The organism is Lysobacter sp. DMC104, assembly GCF_056313665.1.
The window spans coordinates 1-24,066 of sequence record NZ_JBQUZW010000008.1 but is presented as its reverse complement, the minus strand read 5'-3'; the positions used below and the strand labels follow the sequence as shown (position 1 = coordinate 24,066).

Sequence of the window (24,066 nt, the reverse complement as noted above, 5' to 3'; positions counted from 1 at the left end):
ATCGCATGCGCGACGTCATGACGCGCTGCGCAACGGACCCTCGCGGCGCTGCGGGTATCATCCGCGCACCGCTCACGGACCGGACGCACGATGACCGTCGCCGCACGCTTCGAAATCGAATCCCTGCAATACCTCGGCCCCGATGGAACGCTGGTCGCCGAACCACCCGCCGCCTTCGCCGATCCCGCCACGCTGCTGCCGTGGTTCAAGCAGATGCTGTTCGTGCGCACCTTCGACAGCAAGGCGATCGCCCTGCAGCGCACCGGCAAGCTCGGCACCTACGCCAGCTGCCTCGGCCACGAGGCCACGCACGTCGGCATCGGCGCGTCGATGCAGCGCGAAGACGTGTTCGCGCCCAGCTACCGCGAATACGGCGCGCAGATCGTGCGCGGCGTGCGCCCGCGCGAGATCCTGCTGTACTGGGGCGGCGACGAGCGCGGCAACGACTTCGCCGAAGCGCCGAAGCACGACTACGCCTGGTGCGTGCCGATCTCCACCCAGTGCCTGCACGCCGCGGGCGCCGCGCTCGCGTTCAAGCTGCGCAACGAACCGCGCGTCGCCGTGGCCTGCTGCGGCGATGGCGGCAGCTCGAAGACCGACACCTACGCCGCGATCAATTCCGCCGGCGCCTACGCCCTGCCCTTCGTCCAGTGCATCATCAACAACGGCTGGGCGATCTCGGTCCCGCGCAAGGCGCAGACCGGCGCGCCGACGCTGGCGCAGAAGGGCCTCGCCGGCGGCCTGCACTGCCTGCAGGTGGACGGCAACGACCTGATCGCCGTGCTCGAAGGCATGCGCCGCGCGCTCGACCGCGCCCGCAACGGCGAAGGCGGCAGCGTCATCGAGTTCATGACCTACCGCCTGCACGACCACACCACCGCCGACGACGCACGCCGCTACCGCAACGAAGACGAAGTGAAGGCCGCGTGGACCCGCGAACCGGTCGCGCGCCTGCGCACGTACCTGACGCAGACCGGCCTGTGGGACGAGGCGCAGGAAGCCGCCTGGATCGACGACTGCGGCAAGCGCGTCGACATCGAGATCAACGCCTACCTGGAGACGCCGGTGCAGCCGGTGACCGCGATGTTCGATTATCTCTACGCCGAGCTGCCGCAGGACTTCGTCGCCCAGCGCGATGCCGTCATCGCCGCGGAGGGCCGCAAGCATGGCTGACGGTGCACCCATCACATTGATCGAAGCGATTACCCAGGCGCTCGCGTACGAGATGCGCGCCGACGAACGCGTGCTCGTGCTCGGCGAGGATGTCGGCGTCAATGGCGGCGTGTTCCGCGCCACTGCCGGCCTACAACAGATCTTCGGTCCCGACCGCGTGCTCGACACGCCGCTGGACGAAACCACCATCGCCGGCCTCACCGTCGGCTTAGCCGCGCAGGGCATGCGCCCGGTGGCGGAAGCGCAGTTCGACGGCTTCGTCTACCCGATGGTCGACCACATCATCTGCCACGCCGCGCGCTTCCGTTACCGCACCCGCGGCCGCCTCACCTGCCCCATGGTGCTGCGCGTGCCGTGGGGCGGCGGCATCCGCGCGCCGGAACATCACAGCGAAGCCAATGAGGCGATCTTCACCAACGTGCCCGGCCTGCGCGTGGTGATGCCGTCCTCGCCGCAGCGCGCCTACGGCCTGCTACTGGCCGCGATCCGCGACCCGGATCCGGTCATCTACATGGAACCCAAGCGCATCTACCGCCAGTACAAGGAACTCGTGCCCGACGACGGCGAAGCCCTGCCGCTGGACGTGTGCTACGTGCTGCGCGACGGCACCGACGTCACGCTGGTGACCTGGGGCGCGCAGGTGAAGGAATGCCTGGAAGCCGCCGACGCGCTCGCGAAGGACGGCATCAGCGCCGAGGTCATCGACGTCGCCACGCTCAAGCCGCTCGACTTCGTCACCATCGCCGAGTCCGTATCGAAGACCGGTCGCTGCGTGATCGTGCATGAAGCGCCGCGGACCGCCGGCTTCGGCGCCGAGATCGCCGCGCGCCTCGCGCACGAATCGATGTACGACCTGCGCGCGCCGGTCGAGCGCGTCACCGGCTACGACACCCACATCCCGCTGTTCCGCCTGGAAATGAAGTACCTGCCGAGCGTCGAGAAAATCGTCGCTGCGGCAAAGCGGGCGATGGCGGCGGGCTGATCCGGCGATGCCCCGCGCCCGCGTCGTCCGCGCCTACCGCACGCAGTACGCGAACCCGATCCGGTTCGCGGCCGGCGACGTGGTGACGCTCGGCGCACGCGACACCGAATGGCCCGCGTTCGCGTGGACGACCACCGCCGACGGCAACGCCGGCTGGGCACCGATCGACTGGCTCAAGCCACTCGGCGACGGCCGTGCGGAAGCGCTGCGCGATTACTCCGCGCAGGAACTCGACGTGCAGGCCGGCGATGAGGTCGAGCTGCATTCGGAACTCGGCGGCTGGTGGTGGTGCGAACGCAGCGATGGACAACGTGGATGGGTGCCCGACGGGCACCTCCAACCAAACGGACAATCCGAAAGAGAGATTGCATGAGCCAGACCAAGATCTTCCTCCTCCCCGACCTCGGCGAAGGCCTGCCGGACGCGACCATCGTGGAGTGGTTCGTGAAGCCGGGTGATGTCATCCGCCTCGACGCGCCGCTGGTGTCGATGGAGACCGCGAAGGCGGTGGTCGAAGTGCCGTCGCCGGTGTCGGGCAAGGTGCTGCGGCTCGCGGGCGAGGCCGGCGCGGTCGTCGTCACCGGCACGATGCTCGCGGAATTCGAGATCGATCCTTCGCTGCCGCAGCGCGCGGAAGGCCAGGACACGGGGCACCACCATGCGTCGCCCCCCTCTCCCACCGGGAGAGGGGCCGGGGGAGAGGGTCCGTCCGCACGCGACACTGCGTCGGTTGCCGCACCCTCACCCGCCGCGCAGAGCGCGGCGACCTCTCCCGAGGGGAGAGGTGAAAAGCGCGACGACGCCGGCACCGTCGTCGGCGCGATGCAGACCTCCGACGCCGTGCACGTCGAGGCCGCGGTCGCGGTCGGCGGCGTGAAGGCGATGCCGGCGGTGCGCGCGATGGCGCGCAAGCTCGGCGTCGATCTGTCGCGCGTGCGCGCCAGCGGCACCGATGGCGTGGTGACGATGGACGACGTGAAGCGTGCGGCGGCGGATGGCTCTGCCAAGCCGGGCGTCCCCCTCCCCAACCCTCCCCCGCATGCGGGGGAGGGAGATTCGCGCATCGCGCGAATGGGTGGGGGCGATGCGCACGCAGCGGGCGTGGGTGGAGGCATCGCGTCGACGGCCGCACCGGCGCAGCGCACGCAGCTTTCCGCCAGCGGCAAGCCGATGCGCACGCAGCCGCCTTCGGTATCCGCCACCGGCCAGCCGGAACAGCTCAAGGGCGTGCGCCGCAACATGGCGCGGGTGATGGCCGACGCGCACGCGAAGGTGGTGCCGACCACGCTGTGCGACGACGCCGACATCCAGGCGTGGACGCCCGGCAACGACGTCACCGTGCGCCTGGTGCGCGCGATCGTCGCCGCGGCGAAGGCCGTCCCCGCGCTCAATGCGTGGTTCGACGGCGACGCGCTGACCCGCACGCTGCATCCGCACGTCGACGTCGGCATCGCGGTCGACACCGACGACGGTCTGTTCGTGCCCGCGCTGCGCAACGCGCACCTGCTCGACGCGCGCGGCGTGCGCGAGAGCGTGAACCGCCTGCGCGCGCAGGTCGAAGAGCGCAGCCTGCCGTCCTCGGAACTCAGCGGCTACACGATCTCGCTGTCGAACTTCGGCATGTTCGCCGGCCGCTACGCCACGCCGGTGATCGTGCCGCCGTGCGTCGCGATCGTCGCCGCCGGCCGCGCGCGCCACCAGATCACCCCGGTGATCGGCGGCTTCGAATCGCACAAGGTCATCCCGCTGTCGCTGACCTTCGACCACCGCGCCTGCACCGGCGGCGAGGCCGCGCGCTTCCTGCGCGCGATGCTCGACGACCTGGCGCTGGCGGGCTGAGCGCGCGATGTCCCCCATCGCGACCTCGATGCTGGTCTTCGGCGCCTTCGGTGCCGTCTGCGGCATGGGGCTGGTCAACGTGATGGCGCTGGTCGCACGCGGCATGAAGCGCCCGTGCGACACCATCGCCTTCACGCGCGAAGGCGACGTGCGCGGCCTCGTCGCGACCTGGGCGAAAGCGCACGGCTTCCGCCACGTGCGCACCGAGGGCACCAAGCAGGTCTACAAGCGCGGCCGCAACCTGCTCACCGCACCGGCGTTCGTCGAATACGACGGCGACGGTGACCGCCATACATTGAAGGTCTACGTGCAGATCGACGGCCTGCTGGTGAAGGGCGACATCGCCCTGAGCGGCGGCGGCTTCCTCGTGCGACTGCCGCGCTCGATGGCGCGGGCGGACGTGAACCGGCTGATGGCGTCACTGGGGCAGCCGCCGCTGCCGACGTGATCATGCGCGACACGAACGACATGCCGGACGATGTCGCACGGTTCCATCGTTTGTGGGACGGCAGCGAACCCGGCTGGGTCGTCCACGTCCATCACGACGACGCCGCCACGATCTGGATTCCGATTCCCGCCGAAGGCATCACGCCGGCTTTCTTTAAGGCCGTGCGTTCGCTGTTAAGTGGATTTTCGGCGATGTCGACGTCGGAGTTCCGAGCAAGGCTGAACGCCGACGGCGGTATCGAAACCGGTGTTCTCGACGGCCTGGATGCTGAATACATTTACCGAAAGGGTCTTGCTGCCGGCCTCTCACTCGAAAGGCATGACCGCTCATTCAAGTTCTATCGCATCTTCAACGAACGCACGAATTGCACGCTGCAAATACAAGACGATGAATTGCGTTGCCTCGTTGCCGAGGAAGCCATTCGCCGCGGTGTGCGGATACGGGAATCCACGACCTGATCGCGTAAAACTGCGTGAAAGCGTTCGGCACTGCCGAATCGAGAGGTCAATGTCGACACGCTGCACGCGTTCCCGACGTCCGCGCTGCAAACGTCGGCAAAGCCCTGCCCCTGAATTTCTCGCATTCTGCATACCGCCGCCGCCCTAAGGCAGGGGCAAGCGAGTGGCGTATCCCGGGATGATCCGTGGGGGCAGCAGGCTCTGCGAGGGCTTAGCTCAATACCGCCGGATCGACGGATCGACGTTGAGGCTCCACGCGTCGATGCCGCCGACGACGTTGTACACGTCGGTGAAGCCGCGCTGGACGAAGTACATCGCGGCCTGCGCGCTGCGGCCGCCGTGATGGCAGAGGAACGCGAGCGGCGTGTCCTTGGGCAGTTCGACGAGGCGCTCCAGGCCGCCATCCTCCAGCGCCTGGAACGGCGCTTGCACCGACGCGATGGCGCGTTCGTCCGGCGGACGCACGTCGACCAGGGTCACGGCGCCGGAGCGGGCGCGGGCATCGGCATCGGCGACGGAGAGATTGCGGAAGGCCATGGCGGTCACGGGTCGGGAAGGGGGCATGGCATCATGCCGCGATGCCGACCGTCCCCGCCAGTCCGCCCGTCGCGCCGCATCGCGTCCCGCGGCATCCGCATGCCTGGATCGGGATGCTGGTCGCCTCGCAGGCGCTGGTGATCGCGATCTGGTGGCGCTGGGGCATGGCCGCCGGACTGCCGGCGATGCTGCTCAGCCACGCCCCGTTCTGGTGGGGCACGCTCTGGCCGCGTTCGTGCGTGTTCGGGCCAGCGCTGGCGCGACTGCCGACGGCGGACCGCGTGGTCTGGCTGACGATCGACGATGGCCCGTCCGACGAAACGCTCGCGGTGCTCGACCTGCTCGATGCGCACGGCGCGAAGGCGACGTTCTTCCTCGTCGGCGAACGCGCGGCGCGGCGTCCCGATCTGGTGCGCGAACTCGTGCGTCGCGGCCACGGCATCGGGAATCACAGTGCGACCCATCCGGCGGCGTGGTTCTGGGCGCTGGGTCCGGCGCGGCTGCGTCGCGAGATCGTGGAGACACAGCACATCCTCGCGGAGATCACCGGCGAAGCGCCGCGCTGGTTCCGGTCGGTGGTCGGCATGACCAATCCGTTCGTGCATGCGGCGCTGCGCACGCACGGGCTGGCGCGCGTGGCGTGGAGCGCGCGCGGCTTCGACGGCGTCGCCGGTGATCCGGCGCAGGTGGTCGCGCGGATCGAACGCGACCTCGCGCCGGGCGCGATCGTGCTGCTGCACGAAGGTGCGGCGCATGGCGGCAATCTCGCGACGCTGCGGCTGATGCTGCAGCGGCTCGATGCGCTGGGCTATCGCGCGGTGTTGCCGGTGGCGGGCTGAAGCGCTTCGGAAAGCTCGGCTGTGGTTCGTCGCGACTCCCGTCGCTCCCACAGGAAATGCCTGCCGCGACTTCTCGCCATCATCGTGCGACGCGCCATCCCGTGGGAGCGACGGGAGTCGCGACGGAACAACCACGAAGTCATCCGCAGCCAACGAGATTGCCCTGCTTTCCGCTGAATCGGTGCGTCGCGTCGCGGCTCACGCCGCTCCCACAGAGAATGGTTTTCGCGCGCTCAACGCCGCGCGACGATCAGCCAGTTGTTGAACGGCGTGCGGCCGTACAGCGGCATGCAGTCGACGTGCAGGCCATGCGCTTCGAGCGCGGCGCGCAGACCGTCGAGGGTCGGGTAATCCTGCGGCCGCGTGCGCATCCAGCCGATGCGGTGGGCCGCGTGGTCGAGTACGCGCGTGGTGCGCGAGCGGCCGCCGTCGTCGGCGACCGGGCTGCGGATCACCAGCACCGCGCCGGGCACCAGCATCGCCGCGATGCCCGCCAGCAGCGTGCGCTGGGTGTCGGCGTCAAGATACTGCAGCACGTCGAGCAGCGCGACGCTGCCGCGATGTGCCGGCAGCGTGCGCGCGAGATCGACCACCTCGAACGCGGCGTCAGCGAGTGCCGCACGTTGCGCGGCACGCACGGCGCGCGCGATCTTCGCCGCGTCGGTGTCGACACCGCGGTACGCCATCGTCTGGCCGTCGCCGCGCAGCGCGTGCGCGAGCAGGCCGAGACCACAACCGAGGTCGAGCAGCGGCGCGTCGCTGCCGCGCAGTGCGGCCAGCGCGCCCGGATACAGCGGATCGCTGCGCAGCTTGCCCTGCACGTAGTAGTAGTCGTAACGATTGCCGAGCGCAAAGTCGGGCAGGAACGCCGCGGCGATGCGCTTCGCTTCACCGGCCGCGAACGCGGGCGCGCTCACGGCGCAGGCGCGTCCGTCAGCGCGCGACGCGCGACCGGCAGCGCGAGGCGCGTCCACTCGGCATACAGCGCGGCCGACGGATGCAGGCCGTCGTCGGCCAGCATCGTCGGCTCGTCGCCGCGTGCGCGGCTCACCGGCGCGATGTCGACGAAGGCGACGCCGCGCTCCCGGCAGATCCGCGCGGCCGTGGCGTTGTAGGCATCGAGCTCGCGCGCGATGGCGGCGCGGTCGCGGCCCGACGCCACGGCGAACGGGGTCACGCCCCAGTCGGGGATCGCGAGCACCACCACGCGGTCGGCGCGGCCACCGGCATAACCGATCGTGCGATCGAGCAGCGCCGCGAACGCGGGCGCGTAGGCGTCGACCGGACGGCCCCGGTACTGGTCGTTGACGCCGATCAGCAGGCTGACCAGGTCCCAGTCGCGCCCAAGCGGTTCGGCGGCGTCGAGCGCGGAGGACAGTTCGTCGGTGGTCCAGCCGGTGGTGGCGACGATGCGCGGTGCGTCGACGGCGCGGCCGTCCTCGCGCAGGCGCGCGGCGAGCTGCGCGGGCCAGCGCCCGTCGGCGGGCACGCCTTCACCGATCGTGTAGCTGTCGCCGAGGGCGAGGTAACGCAGGGCCGGCGAGGCGGCGCGGCCGTCATCGCCGGTCGGCGCGGCGGCCGCCAGCACCGCGGCCAGCAGCGCCGGCACCGCGCCCACGGTTCAGGCCACCGCGGCGCGTGTGGCGCGGGCCTGCTCGGCACGGCGCGACAGCACGCGGTCGATGCGCGCGAACACCTCGCGCAGCGCGGGCGCCTCGGGCAGCAGGGTCACGCGGAAATGGTTGCGTTCCGGCACGTTGAAGCTGGAGCCCGGGACGATCAGCACGTCCTCGGTTTCCAGCATCTCCAGCGCGAAGGCGTGGTCGTCGAAGCCCTTCGCGGCATCGCCGACGACGGCCGGGAAGCCGTACAGCGCGCCGGCGGGCGCGACCAGCGACAGGTGTTCGCTGGCGTCGCAGCATTCGATCAGCGCGCGACGGGTTTCGTACAGGCGGCCGCCGGGCGCGGTGAGCACACTGATGGTGTCGACGCCGTGCAGCGCGGCGTCGATCGCGAACTGCCCCGGCACGTTGGCGCACAGGCGCAGCGCGCCGAGCAGGTCCATCGCGTGGTGGAACTCGCCGCTGCGCAGCGGGTCGCCGCTGAGCACCGCCCAGCCCACGCGCCAGCCGCAGGCGCGATGCACCTTCGACAGGCCGCCGAACGACAGGCAGGGATGGTCGCCGGCCAGCGGCGCCAGCGGCTGGAAGGTCGCGTCGTCGTACAGGATGTGGTCGTAGATCTCGTCGGCCATCAGCAGCAGGTCGTGCTTCTGGGCGATCGCGACGATGCGTTCGAGGATCGCGCGCGGATAGGTCGCGCCGGTCGGGTTGTTCGGGTTGATCAGCACGATCGCGCGGGTGCGCGAGGACACCAGCGACGCGATCTCGTCCGGATCCGGCAGGAAGCCGTGCTCGGGGCGGCAGCGGTAGTACACCGGGCGGCCGTCGTTGAGGATGGTCGCCGCCGACCACAGCGGGTAGTCCGGCGACGGCAGCAGCACTTCGTCGCCCGGGTTGAGCAGCGCGCGCAGCGACAGGTCGATCAGCTCGCTGACGCCATTGCCGACGAACACGCGCTCGGGCGACGCGTTCGGCGTGCCGCGCTGGCGGTGGAAGGCGGCGATGGCCTCGCGCGCGGCCGGCAGGCCCTGCTGGTGGGTGTAGGGATCGGTGGCGGCGATGTGGTCGGCGATGGCGCGCTGGAGATGCTCCGGCGCACGGAACCCGAACGCGCCCGGGTTGCCGATGTTGAGCTTGATCAGCTGCCGGCCCTGGCCTTCCAGCTCGCGGGCTCGCCGGGCCAGTTCGCCGCGGATCTCGTAGCGGACTTCGGACAGGCGTTCACGGGTCTTGAGACCGGGCTTGGGAGTCGAGGACGGCATCGGGGCGGGCACGGGAAAAAGTCGGGAAAGACTAGCGGAAATCGACTTTCCCCGCCTGTCTCCGGCGGTGCGCCACGCCCGCCCTGATCCCCTCGGCGGCCCGGTGCGGCATAGAATCGCCCGATGCCTGCCCGCTCCCGCTCCGCTTGAACCCCGCCCGCCCCGGCCCGGACGCCCTCGGCGCGATCGGCTGGCCCTTCGCCGGCACCGCCGCGGACACGGTCGACGACCCGGCCTGGGCCGCGGTCCTCGCCGCCCACCCGCAAGCCCGCCCGGCGCGGGTGATCGAGCAGCACCGCACCGGCTACGTCGTGGCCGAGGCACCGGGGCACGCACTGGCGGTGGAATCGCCGCCGGAATGGGCCCGCCGCCGGTTCCCGCCGCAGGACCGTGCCGCGGTCGGCGACTGGGCGCTGGTCGAGGACGCCAGCCCGAAGCCGCGGATCGTCGCCCTGCTGCCCCGGCGCACCGCGATCAAGCGCGCCGCCGCCGGCGAGCACTACCACCAGCAGTTGATCGCCGCGAACATCGACACCGTGTTCGTGGTCTGCGGGCTGGACGCCGACTTCAACCCGCGCCGGATCGAGCGCTACCTGCTGCTGATCGGCGGCGGCGGGGCGTCCCCGGTGGTGGTGCTGACCAAGGCCGACCGCGACGGCAGCGACGCCGAGGCCGGCCTCGCCGCGCTGGCCGAACTGGCGGCGCAGGGCATCGCCGCGATCGCGGTCAACGCCAAGGACCGCGACAGCGTCGCCGCGCTGGACCCGTGGCTGGGCCCCGGTCGCACCGCGGTGCTGGTGGGCTCGTCCGGCGCCGGCAAGTCGACGCTGACCAACACGTTGCTGGGCATCGAGAAGATGAAGACCGGCGAGGTGCGCGAGAGCGACGCCCGCGGCCGCCACACCACCACGTTCCGCACGCTGATCCCGCTGCCGTCCGGCGCCTGCCTGATCGACACGCCCGGCATGCGCGAGCTGAAGCCGACCGGCGAGGAAACCCTGGCCGACGGCGGCTTCGCCGACATCGAGGCGCTGGCCGACACCTGCAAGTTCCGCGACTGCCGCCACGCGAAGGAGCCCGGCTGCGCGGTGCGCGCGGCGATCGAGGCCGGCACGCTCGACGCCGCCCGCTTCGCGAACTACCTGAAGCTGCGCGACGAGGTCGCCGGCGCGGCGGATCGCCTCGCGACGCGGCTCGCGCAGAAATCCGACGCGCGGGTGCAGGGCAAGGCGCTCAACAAGCGGCTGGACGACAAATATGGTCGGCATTGAGGCTTTTCCTGTAGGAGCGCCGGAAGGCGCGACCGGTTCGAGGAAAGCGCTGCCACCATTCGTCGCGCCTTCCGGCGCTCCTACAGGGACATCGGCATGACCGACGCCGACGCCATCGCCCATCACGTCGCGCTGGACGCGCGGCTGGTCGCGGCGGTGCGCGGCATCCGCCTGCTCGACACCGTCAGCTGGCCGGCCAGCGCGCAGGAGACCTTCCTCGCCGCGTGGAAAATCGGCCGCATCCACCTGCCGGCAATCGTCTACGCGAAGACCGATTTCACCGACGTGCGCACCGAGCTGGAAGCGATCACGCAGGCCGCCGACGCCGACCACCCGCTCGGCCGCTACCTGCTGGCGACCGCCGAAAGCTGGCGCATCGCCACGCGCCTGCTCGATGCCGCCGGCACCTACCGCATGACCGCGTATTCGACGCGGCTGTACGGCCGCCCGGTGGAGATGCTGCCCGGCGACGGCCCGACCAACCTCGAAGCCGCGCAGCACTTCGTCGGCCTCGCCGACGACATGGACCAGGAGCTGCGCGACATCGAACCGGAAGCGGTGATGTCGGCCGAGACCCTGCGCAACCTGCTGCAGCCGGAGATCGACGCGTTCTTCGTCGACCACCGCGTCCAGGTCGAACTCGACCCCGACCTCATCGCGAAGGCCGCCGCCAGTCCGACGCGCATCCGCATCCGCACCAACACCGGCTTCAGCGATTACGACCACCAGCAGTTGCTGGTCCACGAAGCGTTCGTGCACACGCTGACCGGCCTCAACGGGCGCGAGCAGTCGCAGCTGCCGTCGCTGGCCCGCGGTGCGCCGCGCACCACCGCCACGCAGGAAGGACTGGCAACGTTCGCCGAGCTGATCTCCGGCTCGATGGACATCGAGCGCATGAAGCGCATCAGCCTGCGCATCGTCGCGATCGACATGGCGATCAACGGCGCCGACTTCGTGCAGGTATTCCGCTTCTTCCTCGACGCCGGGCAGACGCCCGAGGACAGCTTCTCGTCGGCGCAGCGCGTGTTCCGCGGCGCGCCGCTCGGCGGCGGCGCGGCATTCACCAAGGACACCGTCTACCTGCACGGCCTGCTCAGCGTGCACACGTTCTTCCGCTGGTGCCTGCGCCACCGCAAGCTGTCGACGGCGCGGCAGCTGTTCGCCGGCAAGCTCGCGCTGGAAGACGTGTTCGCCCTGCAGCCGATGTTCGACGCCGGCATCGTCGCGCCGCCGCACTACGTGCCGCCGTGGATGCGCCGGGCGAACGGGCTCGCCGGCATGCTCGCGTTCTCGCTGTTCGCCAACAAGATCCGGCTGGATCGCGTCGACGCCGACGACCTCGTGCTGGGGCTCGGCGTGTGATGCGCAGCGCATGCCGACACGGAGTCCTGCCGCGATGACCGCCACCGCATCGTCCTCCACGCCGCGCACCGGCCGCCTGTACCTGTGGGTGATCGCCGCGATCGTCATCGGTGGCGCCATCGGCCACTTCGCGCCGGCCACCGGCGTCGCGCTGAAACCGCTCGGCGACGGCTTCATCGCGCTGGTGAAGATGCTGATCGCGCCGATCATCTTCCTCACCGTCGTCGCCGGCATCGCCGGCGCGTCCGACCTGCGCGGCGTCGGCCGCATCGGCGCGAAAGCGATCCTCTATTTCGAAGTGGTGTCGACCTTCGCGCTCGCCATCGGCCTGCTGGTGGTGAACCTGTGGAGACCCGGCGCCGGCTTCGGCGTCGACCCGGCCACACTCGACGCCGCGACCGTCGCCGACTACGCGCAGAAGGCGCACGAGCAGACCACCGTCGGCTTCCTGCTGCACATCATCCCGAAGACCTTCGTCGATGCCTTCACCGGCGACGGCGACCTGCTGCAGGTGCTGCTGCTGGCCTGCCTGTTCGGTTTCGCGATGAGCGCGCTGGGCGAACGCGCGCGGCCGGTGCACGCGCTGCTGGATGCGCTGTCGGAGATCTTCTTCCGGATGATGGCGCTGATCATGCGCCTGGCGCCGATCGGCGCCGGCGGTGCGATGGCCTTCACCATCGGCAAATACGGCCTCGACAGCCTCGGCCCGCTGGCGAAACTGATGCTCGGCTTCTACGCCACCTGCGCGCTGTTCGTGCTGCTGGTGCTGGGCACCATCGCGCAGCTGACCGGCTTCTCGATCCTGCGCTTCCTGCGTTACATCCGCGACGAACTGCTGCTGGTGCTGGGCACGTCGTCATCGGAGTCCGCACTGGTGCCGCTGATGCAGAAGCTCGAACGCCTCGGCTGCCCGAAATCCGTGGTTGGCCTCGTGGTGCCCAGCGGCTATTCGTTCAACCTCGACGGCACCAACATCTACCTGACGATGGCCGCGCTGTTCGTCGCGCAGGCGATGAACATCGACCTCACCCTCGGCCAGCAGCTCAGCCTGCTGCTGGTGGCGATGCTGACCTCCAAGGGCGCGTCGGGCGTCACCGGCGCCGGCTTCATCACCCTCGCCGCGACGCTGGCGGTGGTGCCGTCGGTGCCGGTCGCGGGGCTGGCGCTGATCCTCGGCATCGACCGCTTCATGAGCGAGGCGCGCGCGATCACCAACCTCATCGGCAACGGCGTCGCCACGCTGGTCGTCTCGCGCTGGGAAGGCGGGCTGGATCTCGCGCGGCTGCGCGCGGAGCTGGCCGCCGGCCCGCCACCCGCGGGCACGCTGCCGCCCGCACCGGAACCGGCCTTCCATACGCCGGCGCAGCGTTCGCTCGACGACGACGACTGAGCCCTTCCACTAGAATGGCCCCCCGGCCCCTGGATCCACCGCGATGTCCGACCACGACACGTCCCAAGACCTGAAAGAATCCGCCCTCGAGTACCACCGCCAGGATCCGCCGGGCAAGATCAAGGTCGCGCCGACCAAGCCGCTGGTCACGCAGCGCGACCTGTCGCTGGCCTACTCGCCCGGCGTGGCCTACGCCTGCGAGGCGATCGTCGCCGACCCCAACGCCGCCAGCGAGATGACCGCGCGCGGCAACCTCGTCGCGGTGATCACCAACGGCACCGCGGTGCTGGGCCTGGGTGACATCGGCCCGCTGGCCGGCAAGCCGGTGATGGAAGGCAAGGGCGTGCTGTTCCAGAAGTTCGCCGGCATCGACGTGTTCGACATCGAAGTGAACGAGCGCGATCCCGACAAGCTCGTCGACATCATCGCCTCGCTGGAACCGACCTTCGGCGGCATCAACCTCGAAGACATCAAGGCGCCGGAGTGCTTCATCGTCGAGCGCAAGCTGCGCCAGCGGATGAACATCCCGGTCTTCCACGACGACCAGCACGGCACCGCGATCATCGTCGGTGCCGCCGTGCTCAACGCGCTGGAGATCGTCGGCAAGAAGATCGGCGAGGTGAAGCTCGCCACCTCCGGCGCCGGTGCCGCGGGCATCGCCTGCCTCGACATGCTGGTCGCGCTGGGCATGAAGCCGGAGAACATCCTCGCGGTCGACCGCGACGGCGTGCTCTACGCCGGCCGCGCGCACCTCGATCCCGACAAGGCGCGCTACGCCCGCGACACCGACAAGCGCACGCTGGCCGACATCGTCGCCGGCGCCGACATCTTCCTCGGCCTGTCCGCCGGCGGCATCCTCAAGGCGGAGATGGTCGCGACGATGGCCGAACGGCCGATCATCCTCGCGCTCGCGAATCCGAATCCCGAGATCCTGCCGGAAGACGCGAAGCGCGTGCGCCCGGACTGCATCATCGCTACCGGCCGCAGCGATTACCCGAACCAGGTCAACAACGCGTTGTGCTTCCCCTACATCTTCCGCGGCGCGCTGGACGTGGGCGCGACGGAGATCAACGAGGCGATGAAGCTCGCCTGCGTGCGCGCGATCGCGAAGCTGGCGCGCATGGAGGCCTCCGACCTCGGCAGCGCCTACGGCGGCGAAGTGCCGCGTTTCGGCCCCGAGTACATCATCCCGCGTCCGTTCGATCCGCGCCTGCTCACGGTGCTGGCGCCGGCAGTGGCGAACGCCGCGATGGACTCCGGCATCGCGCAGCGGCCGATCGTCGACATGCCGGCGTACGAGGAAAAACTCGCGCAGTTCATCTACCGCACCGGCCTGCTGATGAAGCCGGTGTACGACCGCGCCCGCCGCGATCCCAAGCGCGTGGTCTACGCCGAAGGCGAGGAAGAAACCGTGCTGCTCGCGGTGCAGACCGTGATCGACGAAGGTCTGGCGCGTCCGATCCTGATCGGCCGCCCGGACGTCATCGACGCGCGCATCCAGCGCCTCAGCCTGCGCATGCGCCCGGGCGTCGACTTCGACCTCACCAACATCCACGACGACCCGCGCTTCAACGAGTACTGGCAGCAGTACCACGCGCTGACCGAACGTCGCGGCGTGACCCCGGCGGCGGCGAAGAACCTCATCCGCTCGCGTTCGACGCTGATCGCCGCGCTGATGGTCGAGCGCGGCGAAGCCGACGCGATGATCTGCGGCCTGGTCGGGCGCTTCCACAAGAAGCTCGGCTACCTGCGCAGCATCTTCAACTTCGACCGCGGCGTCAGCGGCACCGCGGCGATGACCGGCGTGATCAACAGCCAGGGCGTGTGGTTCTTCCTCGACACCCACGTGCAGGTGGACCCCAGCGCCGACCAGATCGCCGAGGCCACCCTGATGGCGAGCTACCGCCTCAAGCTGTTCGGCATCGAACCGCGCGTCGCGCTGCTGTCGCACTCCAACTACGGCAGCCACGACAATCCCAGCGCGGCGAAAATGCGGCAGGTCTACCAGATCGTCCGCCGCCGCGCGCCGAAGCTGGAGATCGACGGCGAGATGATGGCCGACACCGCGTGGGACGAAGGCCTGCGCCGCCGCATGTTCCCCAACACCACGCTCAGCGGCCGCCCCAACCTGTTCGTGATGCCCAACCTCGACGCGGCCAACATCACCTACAACATGGTGCGCGTGATGACCGACGGCGTCGCCATCGGCCCGATCCTGATGGGCCTCGACCAGCCCGCGCACATCCTCACCCCGGCCTCCACCCCGCGCCGCATCGTCAACATGACCGCGATCGCCGCCGTCGACGCCCAGATCCGCCAGCAGCGCGGCGAAGCCGAGGCCTCGAACCGCAGGGCGATGCGGGAGGAGTGAGGTCGGCACCGCAGGGCCGCTGCGCGCGGCCCTGCGTACAAACCGCCCCAAGACGGCGACAGGCAACGTTCTGTCACCGTTTTTGTTGCTTTTGTAGGAGCGCCGGAAGGCGCGACCGAAACCATTGCGCCCTCACGATTCCATGCCAGGCGCTTCAATGCTTTCCAGGCCACCCATCCATGTGCCGCCTCGGTACGGAAGCGCCTCCCCCGCGGCCACCAATCCCGCTCGCAACGGATTCGCGCTGACATAGCGAATCATCGCGGCAAGATCTTCATCTCGCCGCAACGCCCGATCATGGAAACCCCGCATCCAGACCGGCATTGCCCCCGGAACGCCAGCAGCACGCGACGTCAGCGACTTCACCCGATTCATCAAGCTCGACAGCGGCTCGCCCTCGCCCAGCCGCAGCACGATGTGCAGATGGTCCGGCATCAACACCCAGCACAAGGCCGTCGAATCCCGCCACAGGCGATCTTCATGCAGCAGTGCGGCGACGGGATCTGCCTGTTCGGCCGACACGAAATGCCGCCTGCGCTCATGGCACACGGTCGTGACCAGATAGACGTGGTGCGGAAGCGATGCGCGTCCCTTGCGGAGGGCGCGCAGGCCGGGGTTATCGTGCGCGATGAACATGTCCGGAGCATGCCTCGGTCTGAGTGCGATGCATGTCGGGGAATGCCGCGACGTGGTGTCGGGATACGGCGCAGGCGAGCGGCCCGGGATGTGGTCGCAACGTGTCCGGGTTGTCGAGGGAGCGGTCGCGCCTTCCGGCGCTCCTACAAGGGCCACCCTGCAATCGAATTCCCGCACGCCCCCGCGCCCACCGCACGCCCCCGTACGGGGCGGGGCCGGGGGCCGCTGCTAGAATCGATGCTCTAGACGACGAACCCACAGACGATCCCCCATTCGGCGGCCCCGGGCCGCACGCGGAGCCTCCATGAGCTGGTTGAACGAACTGCTGCAGAACGACCCCGATCCGACCGAGACCCGCGAGTGGATCGAGTCGCTGAAGGCCGTCATCGACGCCGACGGCGCCGGTCGTGCGCACCAGCTGCTGGAAGGCATGGTCGAGCTGACCCGCCGCGCCGGGGCGCACCTGCCGTTCGCGCCGACCACCGAGTACATCAACACCATCCCGGCGCATCTCGAACCGCGGATGCCGGGCGATCCGCACATGGAGTGGCGCATCCGCTCGATGATCCGCTGGAACGCGATGGCGATGGTCGTGCGCGCCAACCGCAAGCCCGGCGACCTCGGCGGCCACATCGCCTCGTTCGCGTCGTCGGCGACCCTCTACGACGTCGGCTTCAACCATTTCTGGCGCGCGCCCAGCGCCGACCACCCGGGCGACCTCATCGGCGTGCAGGGCCACAGCTCGCCCGGCGTCTACGCCCGCGCCTTCCTCGAAGGCCGCCTCAGCGAATCGCAGATCGACCACTTCCGCATGGAAGTCGACGGCCGCGGCATCAGCTCCTATCCGCACCCGTGGCTGATGCCCGATTTCTGGCAGTTCCCGACCGTGTCGATGGGCCTCGGCCCGATCGGCGCGATCTACCAGGCGCGCAACTGGAAGTACCTCGAAGCGCGCGGCCTGATGCCGAAGTCCGACCGCAAGGTGTGGTGCTTCATGGGCGACGGCGAGTGCGACGAGCCCGAAAGCCTCGGCGCGATCTCGGTCGCCGGCCGCGAAGGCCTGGACAACCTCGTCTTCGTCATCAACTGCAACCTGCAGCGCCTCGACGGCCCGGTGCGCGGCAACGGCAAGATCATCCAGGAACTGGAAGGCCAGTTCCGCGGCGCCGGCTGGAACGTGGTCAAGACTGTGTGGGGCAGCTACTGGGATCCGCTGCTGGCCAAGGACAACACCGGCCAGCTCAAGCGCCTGATGATGGAAACCGTCGACGGCGAATACCAGAACTGCAAGGCCTTCGGCGGCGCCTACACGCGCGAGAACTTCTTCGGGAAGTATCCGGAGACCGCGGCGATGGTCGCCAACATGAGCGACGACGACATCTGGCGCCTCAACCGCGGCGGCCACGATCCCCACAAGGTCTACGCCGCGTACCAGAACGCGGTCGAGACCAAGGGCATGCCGACCGTGATCCTCGCCAAGACGGTGAAGGGCTACGGCATGGGCGCCTCGGGCGAATCGCTCAACCCCACGCACCAGACCAAGAAGCTCGACGACGACGCCGTGCGCGCGTTCCGCGACCGCTTCAAGATCGACATCCCGGACGACCAGTTCAAGGACGGCGCGGTGCCGTTCTACCACCCGGGCCCGAAGTCGCCGGAAGTCGAGTACATGCTGTCGCGGCGCGGCGCGCTGGGCGGCTTCCTGCCGCAGCGCCGCCGCAAGGCCACGCAGTCGCTGGAGACGCCGAAGCTCGAGGTCTTCGACCGCCTGCTCAAGAGCACCGGCGATCGCGAGATCAGCACCACCATGGCGTTCGTGCAGGCGCTGAACGTGATCCTGCGCGACAAGGCCGTCGGCCCGCGCTGCGTGCCGATCGTCGCCGACGAAGCCCGCACCTTCGGCATGGAAGGCCTGTTCCGCCAGATCGGCATCTACGCGCCGCACGGCCAGAAGTACAAGCCGGTCGACCGCGACCAGCTGATGTACTACCGCGAGGACGCCGCGGGCCAGGTGCTGGAGGAAGGCATCACCGAGGCCGGCGCGTTCTCGTCGTGGATGGCCGCGGCCACCAGCTACAGCACCAACGATCTGCAGATGCTGCCGTTCTACATCTTCTATTCGATGTTCGGCTTCCAGCGCATCGGCGACAGCGCGTGGCAGGCGGCGGACATGCGCGCGCGCGGCTTCCTGCTGGGCGCCACCGCCGGCCGCACCACGCTGAATGGTGAGGGCCTGCAGCACGAGGACGGCCACTCGCACCTGCTCGCCGGCGCGATCCCCAACTGCCGCGCCTACGACCCGACCTTCGGCTTCGAGGTCGCCGTCATCCTGCAGCACGGCATGCAGCGCATGCTCCACGAGCAGCACGACGAGTACTACTACCTCACCCTGATGAACGAGAACTACGCCCACCCGGACATGCCGGAAGGCGCGGCCGAAGGCATCATCAAGGGCATGTACCTGCTGAAGGACGCCGGCAAGCCGAAGAAGGGCGAACTGCGCGTGCAGCTGCTGGGCAGCGGCACCATCCTGCGCGAAGCCATCGCCGCCGCCGACCTGCTCGACAAAGATTTCGGCGTCACCGCCGACATCTGGAGCTGCCCGAGCTTCACCGAACTGCGCCGCGACGGCTTCGACGCCGAACGCTGGAACCGCCTCAATCCCGAAGCGAAGACCCCGCGCAAGCCCTACGTCACCGAACTGCTGGAAGGCCGCCAGGGCCCGGCCGTCGCCGCCACCGACTACGTCCGCGCCTTCGCCGACCAGATCCGCGCCTTCGTGCCGATGCGCTACACCGTCCTCGGCACCGACGGCTTCGGCCGCAGCGACACCCGCGCCAACCTCCGCCGCCACTTCGAAGTCGACCGCTACTACATCGCCCAGGCCGCGATCGACGCCCTCGCGAAGGAAGGCAAGATGACCGGCAAGGACGTCGCCCGCGCGATCAAGCTCTACAAGATCGATGTGGAGAAGGGGAATCCTCTCGGGGCTTGATGCGATCGATTCTCGCGAATCGACGTGCGATACGAGGAAGGCGGCCGAAGGGCCGCCTTTCCTTTTGTCGGCTTGCATCGTGGCAAGCGGCCGGCGCCATTCCATCGCCCGCACCGTCGCGTTAATGTCCTGAATCTGCGGCGCCGGCATGGCGCCGATGCCGATGACCGATTCGCCAGGATGTGACGGGAGATCGCGATGTCACGAAGACGCTGTTCCGGCTGGGCGCTGTGCTTGATGGCCGCCATCGCCGGCCTGTCGCTGCCCTCATGCGCAGGCATGGCCTCACAGCGCGAAGCACCCGCGCAGAATCGAACGATGGATCAAGGAGTTCGTCCCATGCTGGAAGAGATCTACGCCTCCCGGAAACCCGTGCGTTTCGAGCAGCTCGACGTCAGCGGCATCGTGCTGCAGCACCTTCCGCTGGGAACGGACAGGGCTGCGGTGGAGGCGGCATTCCGATCGTCGTCGACGACCAAGATCATCGAGGACACGCCGACCCGGCTGCTGCTGCGCGACAACAAGGGCCGCGCCATGCTCGACCCGGACGCGCGGTCGGTCGTGATGACCTTCTCGTTCGACGCTGCCGGCAAGCTGGCCGAAGTGAAAGCGCTGCACCTCAAGAACCAGTAAGGAGCCTGCCATGGACGAGCAAGGCAGCGACAAGGCGAACACGCCGCAGCAGGAAACGATCGAAGTCGGCTATCGCAACATCGGGTCCGTCGCAGGTCAGGACTATCACCACAAGTTCCTGCTCTACACCGACCGCAACGGCGACCAGCACACCATCAGCGGCTGGACCGGCGACGAAAAGCCCAGCCTGCCCTACGGCAAGATGCACGTCGAAACCAACCTGCCCTACGACGCCAGCAATCCGGATCACCCGGACAACGCCAACGCCAGGGGCCAGCGCCAATACCGCGAACCGATCACCGCCGGCGCCGACCTGTCGCAGACGTGGCAGACGATGATCGACAACGCGAAGACCAAGGACGACCGCTACCCCTACGACCCGCAGTTGCAGAACTCCAACACGCTGGCGGACAGCGTCCTGCGCGACGTCGGCCTGCCGGAGCCCAAGCAGGACGGCTTCACCGGGCACTGGGCGCCGGCCTCGGGTCGGCAACTGGACGAGACCATCAAGCCGGAAGTCCCCGGCATCGGCAATTCCAGCCGCACCTTCAGCACGTCCGATGCCGCGCCGGAGACCCCGAAGGAAACGCCTAAGGCCGCGCCGTCACCCGACACCACGCAGGACATCCGCAACCCGGAGCACGCGGGCCACGCGCGCTACCAGCAGGCAATCGACGCGATCGAGCGTTCCCCGAACATCCCGCCCGGTACCTTCACCGGCGATCGGCTGGAACAGTCCGCCGCGAACCTCGCCAATGCCAGCCTCGCCGGCACCGAGCGCCCGCAGGGCGGCCGGAACGAAGCGCTGGACCGGATCGACTTCGTCGTCTTCAACACCCAGCGCGACGGCCTGGTGGCTGGCCAGGGCGCCCTCGGCGACCCCGCGGCCAAACTCGCCTTCCTGCCCGCCGCACAGGACAACGCCACGTCCCTGACGGCGGCCTCGCAGCAGGTCAACGACACGATGCAGCGGACGCAGGCGCAGGCCATGGCGGCGCCGGAGCAGACGCAGCAGCAGACGCAGGAGGCGGGGGTGAGGGGGGTTGGGGGTCGGGTGGGGTGAGCCCGGCTTCAAATCGTACCTTTTCGCAGAGAACTACTGTGCTGGAGGCAAAAAAGAAATAGTAAGCAAGGATGAATCAAGCGGACGAGCCCAGATCGATTCGAAGAAAACGATAGCCACCAAGTCAAAAGGAAGACCAACCGACGATCTTTTCCCAGTCGGCTATTGACGAAGATAGTAGGAACTTAGAAAATCGAAAAACTCTTTACGCGTTGTACAGGAAGTTGAGTCGGTCTGGCGTTGCGCCAGACAGCGAAGAATTGAGTGGGATTATCGCCCCGCGTAGCCGGCTTGGTCTCACCGCCTCCGGTCCTCACGGTCCTCGGCGGTAAGCCCAAGCCGGCTACGCGGGGCGTTCTCTTGGTGAAGAGTCTGAGACAGGATCAGATAGATCCACGAATTGAGTTCTTAAAGTGCATAGACCTATCGAAGACGAGAGTTCGTTCATTCGAGGGTTTTATTTTGCTTTGCGGCGGACCGCAAGACATTGATCTTGCCCCCCTGAAATCGCTGAGACACATGCTTTACGGCGAAATCGTCTCAGGCAAGCACTCACATCTTGCGGCCAGACTAAAACTGGCGGAAGAAATACAAGACTGGTTCAAAGGGGATTTATACAAGGATCTTGTAACATTTGAAGAGCACTTGGCAGGATTATCTGCAGTCATTGTCTTAGTAGTTGAAAGTGCAGGTGCAATCGCAGAGCTTGGAGCATTCTCTGTAAGCAGCGCATTTACAGACCGGGTTTTAGTTGTTGTACCAGAACACCATTACGATCAAGAGTCATTTATTCGACTTGGCCCACTTAAAAGATTAGAGGACAATAATCAAAAATCCGTCATGGTTTATGATTGGCACAGTGAAAATCACGGCCGATACATAGAAGACCTAGAAAAAGTTCGAGCGGATGTCCCAGAAATAATATCCGCCATATATTCCTATACCCGATCAGACATTGGCGAACAAGTTTTTCGACCAAGCCTAGAAGCGCATATCATGCTCCTCATATGCGAACTGTGCGACCTATTTGGCGCATTATCGCAGATGGAAATACAGAATTATTTAAAACATATCGGGATAAATATAAGCGAACATCAAGTTCAACAATACATATTTGTCCTTTCCAAGTGCGATCTTCTCGGGACAAAGTCCAAAGGACATGGGCGCTATTACCACTCTATTGACTGGAAATCGAGAATATCATTCTCGTTTCACCCCGGGTCTCAGTTTAACAGAGAGCGACTCCGATCTGACGTGCTCTCCTATTATTCTTCAAATTTAAGGTCGAGATTTGAAGTTATTCAAAAAATAATGGTGAAACAATGATAGGCATAGTTAAAATGGTATCCCAAGCCACGGGCATGCCAAGTGATTCATGCCGAAGAATTGCGCACACTGCGCACAAGAGATACAAAATATTTTCCATTCCGAAGAAAAACGGGAAGGGTTTCCGGACCGTTGCCCAGCCTGCGCGCGAAGTGAAAGCCATCCAAAGGGCCCTTATTAGTATTCTCTCGGAAAAGTTGCCAGTTCACCATGCGGCTACGGCTTATCAGCCGGGATGTTCAATTTCGACAAACGCGAGAATCCACAAAGATTCAAATTATCTTTCTAAATTTGATTTTAAGGATTTTTTTCCAAGCATAAGCGCGAATTGCATATCTTCCATAGTGCGATCAAATTTCAATGACATTAGCGAAGCTGAAGTTAAATTTATTGTCAATGCATGCACGTGGAACTACTGGGGAAAACAAGCTCTATGCTTAGGCGCACCTAGCTCACCATTTTTATCGAATGCAGTTATGTTCGATTTTGATGAAAAAGTATTTTCATACTGCAAAGATTTCGGAATTTCCTACAGCAGATATTCTGATGACATCGCCATCTCATCAATCGAACCAAACATTCTAACAACCGCAGAGAATTACATCAGATCTCTTGTAACAAAAATGCACCTCCCAAAACTCACTCTTAACGATGGAAAGAGGGTTGCAGTTAGTCGGCGATGCGCCCTTAGAGTTACCGGCCTGACTCTATCCAATGAGGGAAACGTCACCGTCGGGAGAAAAAGAAAACGAGGCGTTCGCGCAGGCGTTGATAAATACATTCGCGGCCTCCTTAGCGATATAGAAATTCAAAAATTGAGAGGCGAATTAGCTTTCGTTCTCAGTGTTGAACCCGGTTTCAGGTCTGTTCTTATCTCAACTTACGGCCATCAAGCACTAGATGTAGTTCCGCCGGCTGGATAATCGACCCAGCTCATAAGGCGAGCTTGAGCCCGCCCTACGAGTGATGATGGAAGCAACTCGCAAGGCGGGTTAAAACCCGCCCTACGAAAGCCAATCGTTGCAACTCGTAGGGCGGGCCTTGGCCCGCCGTGATCGGAGCGGAAGCCCGCGAGGTGGCGTCGTGCGTGACTACGTCACCGGCTCGATCACGATCCGGTGCTTGTGCACCTTCACGCGGACGCGTTGGCCGATGGCGAAGCCGGCCTGTGCGAGCTAGGCGCCGCCGAAGCGGAGGACGGGGAAGCTTTGCGACCTGACCCAGAAACCGTCGTCGTAGTAGTCGCGGTGGGTGTAGGTGGTGGTGAGGTGCCGCTCTTTGCGCGGCTTGCGGGTGCGTGCGGACATGTCGGTTTCCTAGAGAGTGTTCGATTGCGCCCCCTGTTCAGAGGGGCGGCCGGGTGCTTGAACACCGCTCTAGGACGGCCCGCAGTTTTTCCCTTTCGGGTGTTGTATGGCTGCGCGCCACCCGGCCATGGAGAGATGTCGCCCGAATTCGGGCAACACGAATCCTTCGGGCACAAAAAAACCGCCTGACTGACGAGGGCGGTCGGCCGCCTAGAGAGAGGTGTGTTCAGCACCGCCATCGACTCTACGCACGCCCCTCCGGACGGTCAACCGGACCGAATCGGCCGCCCACACGATGCACGCCGACCCGCCACCGCATGCGGAGGGCGCCCGCCTTCGACGCCACGCCGCTCTTCCCTGCCTCGCCGATCGCCCGGCGGCATCGATGCCCCTCAAAGCGCCGACGTTGCCCCTTTGACCGGCAACGATGGCGAAAAAAGCGGCATCGTTGCCCCTGAAAGTCCCGACGTTGCAGCGACGTCCCCCCGCTTTGAGTAGCGGGCCGATCTAGAGTCCGTGGTTACTGTATCCGACCTTTGATGTGTTCTGCGT

The 24,066-nt window shown here is 66.9% G+C and carries 22 protein-coding genes and 1 pseudogene; 16 read left to right on the top strand and 7 right to left on the bottom strand.

The window, feature by feature from the left end:
- Positions 1-90: 90 nt before the first annotated feature.
- From pdhA to ACT53R_RS11335, 6 genes are read left to right on the top strand one after another with little or no spacing between them, the layout of a single operon-like run.
- Positions 91-1,173, top strand: coding sequence for a pyruvate dehydrogenase (acetyl-transferring) E1 component subunit alpha (pdhA, locus tag ACT53R_RS11360; RefSeq protein WP_476171989.1), 1,083 nt, complete (start codon positions 91-93; stop codon positions 1,171-1,173).
- Positions 1,136-2,155 (top strand): alpha-ketoacid dehydrogenase subunit beta, encoded by a 1,020-nt coding sequence (locus ACT53R_RS11355; protein ID WP_476171988.1) that lies wholly within the window; start codon positions 1,136-1,138, stop codon positions 2,153-2,155. The genes pdhA and ACT53R_RS11355 overlap by 38 nt, the downstream gene beginning before the upstream one ends.
- A 7-nt stretch (positions 2,156-2,162) precedes the next feature.
- Positions 2,163-2,528 (top strand): SH3 domain-containing protein, encoded by a 366-nt coding sequence (locus tag ACT53R_RS11350; protein WP_476171987.1) that lies wholly within the window; start codon positions 2,163-2,165, stop codon positions 2,526-2,528.
- Complete coding sequence (locus ACT53R_RS11345) at positions 2,525-3,994, top strand: dihydrolipoamide acetyltransferase family protein (RefSeq protein WP_476171986.1); 1,470 nt, start codon at positions 2,525-2,527, stop codon at positions 3,992-3,994. The genes ACT53R_RS11350 and ACT53R_RS11345 overlap by 4 nt, the downstream gene beginning before the upstream one ends.
- Before the next feature lie 7 nt (positions 3,995-4,001).
- Positions 4,002-4,442 (top strand): hypothetical protein, encoded by a 441-nt coding sequence (locus tag ACT53R_RS11340; protein WP_476171985.1) that lies wholly within the window; start codon positions 4,002-4,004, stop codon positions 4,440-4,442.
- A gap of 2 nt (positions 4,443-4,444) precedes the next feature.
- On the top strand, positions 4,445-4,900 hold the full coding sequence (locus ACT53R_RS11335; protein ID WP_476171984.1) for a hypothetical protein: 456 nt from the start codon (positions 4,445-4,447) through the stop codon (positions 4,898-4,900).
- Between the two features lie 216 nt (positions 4,901-5,116).
- Here the strand turns inward: ACT53R_RS11335 and ACT53R_RS11330 are convergent, their stop codons facing one another.
- Complete coding sequence (locus ACT53R_RS11330; RefSeq protein WP_476171983.1) at positions 5,117-5,464, bottom strand: rhodanese-like domain-containing protein; 348 nt, start codon at positions 5,462-5,464, stop codon at positions 5,117-5,119.
- A 14-nt stretch (positions 5,465-5,478) separates the two neighbouring features.
- On the opposite strand from ACT53R_RS11330, the gene ACT53R_RS11325 reads away from it, so the two are divergent.
- Complete coding sequence (locus tag ACT53R_RS11325) at positions 5,479-6,276, top strand: polysaccharide deacetylase family protein (protein ID WP_476171982.1); 798 nt, start codon at positions 5,479-5,481, stop codon at positions 6,274-6,276.
- Between the two features lie 233 nt (positions 6,277-6,509).
- Here the strand turns inward: ACT53R_RS11325 and ACT53R_RS11320 are convergent, their stop codons facing one another.
- Genes ACT53R_RS11320 through ACT53R_RS11310 form a run of 3 tightly spaced genes read right to left on the bottom strand, consistent with a single transcriptional unit; the run spans position 6,510 to position 9,160 of the window.
- Positions 6,510-7,193, bottom strand: coding sequence for a methyltransferase domain-containing protein (locus tag ACT53R_RS11320; protein WP_476171981.1), 684 nt, complete (start codon positions 7,191-7,193; stop codon positions 6,510-6,512).
- A complete protein-coding gene (locus ACT53R_RS11315; RefSeq protein ID WP_476172182.1) occupies positions 7,190-7,861 on the bottom strand; it encodes an SGNH/GDSL hydrolase family protein in 672 nt (223 codons plus the stop codon). The genes ACT53R_RS11320 and ACT53R_RS11315 overlap by 4 nt, the downstream gene beginning before the upstream one ends.
- A 36-nt stretch (positions 7,862-7,897) precedes the next feature.
- Positions 7,898-9,160 carry an aminotransferase class I/II-fold pyridoxal phosphate-dependent enzyme gene (locus ACT53R_RS11310; protein WP_476171980.1) on the bottom strand — a complete coding sequence of 421 codons (1,263 nt, stop codon included), beginning with the start codon at positions 9,158-9,160 and terminating at the stop codon, positions 7,898-7,900.
- Between the two features lie 146 nt (positions 9,161-9,306).
- Between ACT53R_RS11310 and rsgA the strand changes: the two genes are divergently transcribed.
- The 4 genes from rsgA to ACT53R_RS11290 all read left to right on the top strand — a co-directional run bounded on the left by rsgA (position 9,307) and on the right by ACT53R_RS11290 (position 15,554).
- Positions 9,307-10,431 (top strand): ribosome small subunit-dependent GTPase A, encoded by a 1,125-nt coding sequence (gene rsgA / locus ACT53R_RS11305; protein WP_476171979.1) that lies wholly within the window; start codon positions 9,307-9,309, stop codon positions 10,429-10,431.
- 96 nt (positions 10,432-10,527) lie between these two features.
- Positions 10,528-11,793, top strand: coding sequence for a flavohemoglobin expression-modulating QEGLA motif protein (locus ACT53R_RS11300; RefSeq protein ID WP_476171978.1), 1,266 nt, complete (start codon positions 10,528-10,530; stop codon positions 11,791-11,793).
- A 34-nt stretch (positions 11,794-11,827) separates the two neighbouring features.
- Positions 11,828-13,183, top strand: a complete 1,356-nt coding sequence (locus ACT53R_RS11295; protein ID WP_476171977.1) for a dicarboxylate/amino acid:cation symporter — start codon at positions 11,828-11,830, stop codon at positions 13,181-13,183.
- A 43-nt stretch (positions 13,184-13,226) separates the two neighbouring features.
- The gene (locus ACT53R_RS11290) at positions 13,227-15,554 is read left to right on the top strand and encodes an NADP-dependent malic enzyme (RefSeq protein ID WP_476171976.1); all 2,328 of its coding nucleotides are present in this window, start codon (positions 13,227-13,229) and stop codon (positions 15,552-15,554) included.
- Positions 15,555-15,686: 132 nt separating this feature from the next.
- Here ACT53R_RS11290 and ACT53R_RS11285 read toward each other — a convergent pair whose 3' ends face one another.
- Positions 15,687-16,190: an REP-associated tyrosine transposase gene (locus tag ACT53R_RS11285; RefSeq protein ID WP_476171975.1), complete on the bottom strand. Its 504-nt coding sequence runs from the start codon at positions 16,188-16,190 to the stop codon at positions 15,687-15,689.
- A 304-nt stretch (positions 16,191-16,494) separates the two neighbouring features.
- Here ACT53R_RS11285 and aceE point away from each other — a divergent pair, with 304 nt between their 5' ends.
- The 5 genes from aceE (at position 16,495) to ACT53R_RS11260 (ending at position 23,130) form a co-directional block, all read left to right on the top strand.
- Positions 16,495-19,185 carry a pyruvate dehydrogenase (acetyl-transferring), homodimeric type gene (gene aceE / locus ACT53R_RS11280; protein WP_476171974.1) on the top strand — a complete coding sequence of 897 codons (2,691 nt, stop codon included), beginning with the start codon at positions 16,495-16,497 and terminating at the stop codon, positions 19,183-19,185.
- 237 nt (positions 19,186-19,422) lie between these two features.
- Positions 19,423-19,818, top strand: coding sequence for a DUF6393 family protein (locus ACT53R_RS11275; protein WP_476171973.1), 396 nt, complete (start codon positions 19,423-19,425; stop codon positions 19,816-19,818).
- 10 nt (positions 19,819-19,828) lie between these two features.
- Positions 19,829-20,881 carry an XVIPCD domain-containing protein gene (locus ACT53R_RS11270; RefSeq protein WP_476171972.1) on the top strand — a complete coding sequence of 351 codons (1,053 nt, stop codon included), beginning with the start codon at positions 19,829-19,831 and terminating at the stop codon, positions 20,879-20,881.
- A 264-nt stretch (positions 20,882-21,145) separates the two neighbouring features.
- Positions 21,146-22,207: a retron St85 family effector protein gene (locus tag ACT53R_RS11265; protein ID WP_476171971.1), complete on the top strand. Its 1,062-nt coding sequence runs from the start codon at positions 21,146-21,148 to the stop codon at positions 22,205-22,207.
- 14 nt (positions 22,208-22,221) lie between these two features.
- Complete coding sequence (locus tag ACT53R_RS11260; RefSeq protein ID WP_476171970.1) at positions 22,222-23,130, top strand: retron St85 family RNA-directed DNA polymerase; 909 nt, start codon at positions 22,222-22,224, stop codon at positions 23,128-23,130.
- Between the two features lie 168 nt (positions 23,131-23,298).
- Here ACT53R_RS11260 and ACT53R_RS11255 read toward each other — a convergent pair.
- Positions 23,299-23,373 (bottom strand): annotated as a pseudogene (locus ACT53R_RS11255) (SymE family type I addiction module toxin); the annotation flags it as partial.
- Between the two features lie 9 nt (positions 23,374-23,382).
- Positions 23,383-23,514: a hypothetical protein gene (locus ACT53R_RS11250; protein WP_476171969.1), complete on the bottom strand. Its 132-nt coding sequence runs from the start codon at positions 23,512-23,514 to the stop codon at positions 23,383-23,385.
- Positions 23,515-24,066 lie beyond the last annotated feature (552 nt).